This is a genomic window from Streptomyces sp. NPDC102274 (assembly GCF_044766385.1).
Lineage (GTDB): Bacteria > Actinomycetota > Actinomycetes > Streptomycetales > Streptomycetaceae > Streptomyces.
On sequence record NZ_JBIWLW010000101.1, the window covers coordinates 1 to 6044 of the forward strand.

The 6044-nt window shown below is 69.1% G+C and carries 1 protein-coding gene; it reads left to right on the forward strand.

The features are described 5' to 3' along the window. On the forward strand, nt 1–6044 hold a 6044-nt coding region (locus ACIRQP_RS41895; protein ID WP_403900665.1), incomplete at both ends, for an amino acid adenylation domain-containing protein.

The following is a 6044-nucleotide window of genomic DNA, read 5'->3' on the forward strand; positions in this document are numbered from 1 at the left end:
GAGCGGGTCGGGATCGAGGACAACTTCTTCGATCTCGGCGGTGACTCGATCATCAGCCTCCAGGTCGTCTCCCGCGCCCGCCGCGCCGGACTCGCCCTCTCCTCCCGCGACGTCTTCCTCCATCCCACGGTCCTCACCCTCGCCTCGGCGGTCCAGATCTCCGACGACCGGGCCGACACCCTTGCCGAACAGGGCGCGCTGTCCGGGAGCGTCCCGGCGCTGCCCGCTCGGGAGTGGTTCTTCGACACACACCCGGAGGCACCCGCGCACTTCAACCTGTCGGTTGCGGTCGCCCTCGCTCCGGACTTCGACGAGCGCGCGCTACGGGCGGCCGTCGCGGCCGTACTGGCCCAGCATGACGCCCTTCGTATGACGTTCGGTGCCGGCGCGGACGGCGGCAGAGACGCCGACTACCGGTCGGCGGTCAGTGTGGACGCCGTGTTCGAGGTCCACGATCTGTCGGATCCGTTCGACGCCGACAGACGCTGGCACGAACTCGTCCTCGATGCCCAGTCCGGGTTCGACCTGGAGAACGGTCCGCTCGTCCGCGTCGTGCTCGGACGCCCGGCCACCGGTCCCGGTGGTGCCCGGCTCGCGGTGATCGCGCACCACCTGGTGATGGACGGGGTGTCCCTGCGCGTCCTGATGGAGGACCTGTCCACGGCGTACGAGCAGATCGTGGCCGGCCGGCAGTCCGACCTGGGCCCCAAGGGCACCTCCGTACGGCAGTGGGCCGCACGGCTCGCCGAACACACCGCGAGCGGTGGTTTCGACGACCAGATCCCCTACTGGCGTTCGGTCTCCGAGGGAGCGGTCACCCGGCTGCCCGTCGACCACATGGACGGTCACAACACGGTCGCTTCCCAGCGCGCCGTCTCGGTGGAGCTGACGCCCGAGCAGACACGGGCCCTGCTTCACGACGTCCCCTCCGTCTACCGCACCCAGGCCAATGACGTCCTGCTGGCCGCTCTGGCGCGCACGCTCCGTACCTGGACGGGCCATGACCGGATCGCGGTCAATCTGGAGGGGCACGGCCGCGAGGAGATCTTCGACGACACCGATGTGACGCGTACCGTCGGCTGGTTCACCTCCATCTACCCCGTCGCCCTCGCGCTGCCGGAGGACGCCGACGACTGGGCCGCGGCGATCAAGCAGGTGAAGGAGCAGCTCCGGGCCGTGCCCGATCGCGGTGTCGGCCATGGAGCGCTGCGCTATCTGGCCGGCGCGCCGGCCGGTGAGCTGGACCCGTGGATCAGCTTCAACTACCACGGGCAGTTCGATGTGGCCGGTGACACCGCCGACGGTCTGCTCCGGGAGGCGCTGCCCGGCGAGGGCGGTGACCACGCACCGGCCGAGCGCCGCCCGCACCTGCTCGATGTCGTCGGCGCCGTCCAGGACGGCCGCCTGGTCTTCTCCTGGATCTACTCCGCCGACACATACCGGGAGGAGACGGTACGCGGCGTCGCCGAAGACTTCGCCGCGGAACTGGTGGCGTTCGCCGAGCACTGCGCGGAACCGGCCACGGGAGGCTGCACTCCCGCGGACTTCCCACTGGTACGGCTCAACCAGACCGAGGTGGACCGGATCGCCGGCGACGGCCGGGATGTCGAGGACATCTATCCGCTGACCCCGTTGCAGTCGGGCATGCTCTTCCACGCGCTGGCCGAGCCCGAGTCCGCCGCCTATCTGGAGCAGCTCGCCTTCACTCTCGAAGGCACCGTCGACCTCGACCGGTTGACCCGGGCGTGGCAGCGGGTCGTGGAGCGTTCGGACGCGCTGCGGGTGTCGCTGGTGTGGGACGACGTCCCGGAGCCGGTGCAGGTGGTGCGCCGTCGCGTCAGCCTCCCGGTGCGAAGGATGGACTGGTCCGGTGCCGAGGAGGCCGAACAGGACCTTTTGCTCCGGGACTTCCTCACCGAGGACCGTGAGCGGGGCATGGACCTGACCGCCGAACCTCTGCTGCGCGTCGCTCTCGCGCGGCTGTCGGACGACGCGGTGCGGGTGGTGTGGACGTTCCATCATCTGCTGCTGGACGGCTGGAGCAACTCGGCGCTGCTCTCGGATGTGATCGCCGAGTACGCGGCGCTCGACGCGGCACCGGAACCGGCGTCGACGCCACTGTCGCGTGGGCTGTTCGGTGATTACGTGCGCTGGTTGGCGGACCAGGACCAGAACGCCGGCCGCGAGTACTGGCGTGCCGCGCTGGCCGGGTTCGGTGACCCGGTGGCCCTGCCCTTCGACCGGGCGCCGGAGCAGGCACGCGGTGGCGGGTCGAGCGAGCGGATCTCGGTGGAGGTGCCGCCCGAGGTCGCCGCACGGGTGACCGGCTTCGCACGGCGTCACCGGCTGACCGTGAACGTGGTGGTGCAGGGTGCGTGGGCGTTGGTGCTGTCGCAGTACGCGGGTTCGTCCGATGTGGTGTTCGGTACGACGGTGTCGGGGCGTCCGGCGGATCTGCCGGGGGCCGAGGACATTCTCGGGCTGTTCATCAACACACTTCCGGTCCGGGTGAAGGTGGACCCCGCTCGGCCGGTCTCCGGCTGGCTGGGCGACCTCCAGGCCGACATGGCCGAATCTCGGCAGTTCGAGTATGTGGCGCTGTCGGACATCGACTCCGGTGTGGCCGCGGGCGCTTCGCTCTTCGACAGCCTGGTGGTGTTCGAGAACTACCCGGTGGACACGGAGGCCGCGGCGCGGCACGGGCTGAGTGTGCGCGGTGTGGAGGCCGTCGAGTCGACGAACTACGCGCTGACGCTGGTGGCTTCCGCCATCGGTGATCAATTGGACATGACGCTCGCCTACGACGCCGCGCTGTTCGACACGAGCACCGCGGAGATGCTGGCCGCGCGGTTGAGCAGGGCCGTCACCAGTCTGACGGAGACCGCGGATGCCCCGCTCGGCACGCTGTCCCTGCTGCCCGATGAGGAGTGGCGGCAGGTATCGCGTGCGTGGAGCGTCGGTGCCGTGGGTGGCCTCGACGGAGGTGGTCATGCGTCCCAGCGGTCCCTGGTGGACGGCTTCGCGGCTCGGGTGGCGGCATCCCCCGATGCGGTGGCACTGGTGTGCGGCGATGTGTCGCTGACATACGCACAACTGGACGCGCGGGCGGTACGGCTGGCGCGGGTGCTGGCCGGGCGCGGCGTGGGCATCGAGTCGCGGGTGGGACTGCTGCTGGAGCGATCGGCCGATGTGGTCGTCGCGATGCTGGCGGTACTGAAGGCGGGGGCGGCTTACGTCCCGCTGTTCGCCGGATATCCCGACGAGCGACTGCGTCAGGTGGTCGGACAGAGCGGCGCCGCGCTGATCGTGACGGACGGAACACTCCGGGAACGCGCGGGAGTCGCAGGTGTGCCGGTGATCGAAGCGGATGCTGAGCCGGTGGGTTGTGTGGTGCTTCCGGTGGGGGTGTCTGCTGGTTCGTTGGCGTATGTGATGTTTACGTCGGGGTCGACGGGTGTGCCGAAGGGTGTGGCGGTGTCGCATGGGGATGTGGTGGCGCTTGCTGCTGATTCTCGTTGGTCGTCGGGTGCGCATGGGCGGGTGTTGTTCCATTCGCCGCATTCGTTTGATGCGGCGACGTATGAGGTGTGGGTGCCGTTGTTGAGTGGTGGGGCGGTGGTGGTGGCTGAGGGTGAGTTGAGTGTTGCGGTGGTGCGGGATGCGGTGGGGTGTGGGGTGTCGGGGTTGTGGGTGACGGCGGCGTTGTTCGGGGTGTTGGTGGAGGAGGATGCGGGGTGTTTTGCGGGTCTGGGTGAGGTGTGGACGGGTGGGGACGCGGTGCCTGCGGTGGCCGCGGAGCGGATGTTGGCGGCGTGTCCGGGGACGGTGTTGGTGAATGGTTATGGTCCGACGGAGTCGACGACGTTCGCTGTGAGTGGTCCGATCGCGGCGGAGGATGCCGCGCGTGGTTCGGTGCCGCTGGGGCGGGTGATGGACAACACGACCGGATACGTCCTGGACGGCGCGCTGCGCCCCGTGGGCGTAGGTGTGCCGGGGGAGTTGTATCTCGGCGGCCTCGGTCTGGCACGCGGCTATCACGGGCGGGCCGGCCTGACGGCGGAGCGGTTCGTTGCCGATCCGTTCGGTCCGGGCGGGCGGTTGTACCGCACGGGTGATGTGGTGCGGTGGCGGCCGGATGGCCGGCTGGACTTCCTGGGCCGGGGCGACGGTCAGGTAAAGATCCGCGGGTTCCGGATCGAACTCGACGAGATCCAGGCCGTGTTGATGCGGTGCGAGGACGTGGGTACGGCCACGGTCGTGGCTCGGGAGGACCGTCCCGGGATCAAGCGGCTGGTGGCGTACGTCGTGGCTGACGGGCAGCTCGATGTCGCGGCGGTGCGGGCCCATGTCGCGGGCGCTCTGCCCGAGTACATGGTGCCGTCGGCGTTCGTGGTGCTGGACGAGCTGCCGCTGACGGTGAACGGAAAGGTCGACCGGCGCGCGCTTCCCGCGCCCGAGCTCGACTCGGCGGGGGAGTACGTCGCACCCCGTACCGAGGCCGAGCGCGTCCTCGCCGGGATCTGGGCCGAGGTTCTCGGTGTCGAACAGGTCGGAGCCCATGACGACTTCTTCGAGCTGGGCGGCGACTCCATCTCCAGTCTGAAGGTGGTCTCCCGTGTCCGAGCGGCGCTGGGAGCGGGGCTCTCCCCGCGCGTCCTGTTCGATCACCCGACCGTGGCCGGACTCGCGGCAACGGTCCCGGCGGCGGAAGCCGCCCGGGAAGCGGAGGAGCCGCTGACATCCGGCGCGATCGTCCCGGTGGCACGCGACGGACAGCTGCCGATGTCGCTGACTCAGGAGCGACTCTGGTTCCTGGAGAACTTCACCCCCGGCAGCATCGAGTACAACATCGTCGGAGCGCTCCGGCTGACCGGAATCCTCGACGTGGACGCTCTCCGTACGGCCCTCGCCGGGCTGGTGGACCGGCACGAGGCGCTGCGTACGACGTTCGACTCGGTTGACGGGCGTGGAGTCCAGGTGGTGCGCGACTCGCTGGATGTACCGGTGCGTGCTGTGACCCTCAGTGACCCTTCGGGTCTCGACGCGGCGCTGAGGGAGGAGTCCGTCACCCCCTTCGATCTGCGGACCGGCCCGTTGGTGCGGGCGCTGTTGGTGCGGATCGCGCCAACGGAGCATGTCCTTGTGTTGTCGATGCATCACATCGTGACCGATGGGTGGTCGATGGGTGTGGTGACGCGTGAGTTGAGTGAGTTGTACGCGGCTGCGGTGCGGGGTGCGGAGGCGCGGCTTCCGTTGTTGCCGGTGCAGTATCCGGACTTCGCGGTGTGGCAGCGGGAGAGGCTGGCTGGAGAGGCGCTGGATTCCCAGATCGCTTATTGGCGCCATCAGTTGGACGGACTTGAGCCTTTGGAGCTGCCCACGGACCGCCCGCGCCCGCTGGTGCGGACCGCCTCCGGGAGCACCCATATCTTCACCGTGCCGGAGGAGCTGACGGATCAGCTCGGCTCGCTGGGGCGCGCCCGAGGTGCGAGTCTCTTCATGGCGCTGCTGGCGGTGACGCAGTTGCTGCTGTCCCGCTACAGCGGGCAGCGCGACATCGCGCTGGGAACGGCGGTGTCGGGCCGGGAGCGTGAGGAGTTGGAGGGCCTGGTCGGGTTCTTTGTCAATACACTCGTTCTGCGAGCGCGTATCGATGAGTCGGAGTCGTTCGACGAACTGCTGGCAGGGGTCCGGGACGCCACTTTGGCGGCGTTCGCGCACCAGGATGTGCCGTTCAGCCGGCTGATCGAGGAGCTGTCCCCGGAGCGGGACACCAGCAGGACGCCACTCGTGCAGGCGATGCTGACCCTCCAGAACACCCCTGGAGGTGCGTTCCACCTCCCCGGACTCCGTATCGAGGAGCACGAAGTCCCGCGAACGGCCGCGCAGTTCGAGTTCGGTCTGCACTTCCAGGAGAGCGGCGACGGAGGACTTGTCGGGGTCGCCGAGTTCAATACGGATCTGTTCGACGTGGAGACCGTCGAGCGGTTGTGTGGGCATTGGCTGGCGTTGGCCGATCGGGTGACGGCGGATCCTTCGGTGCC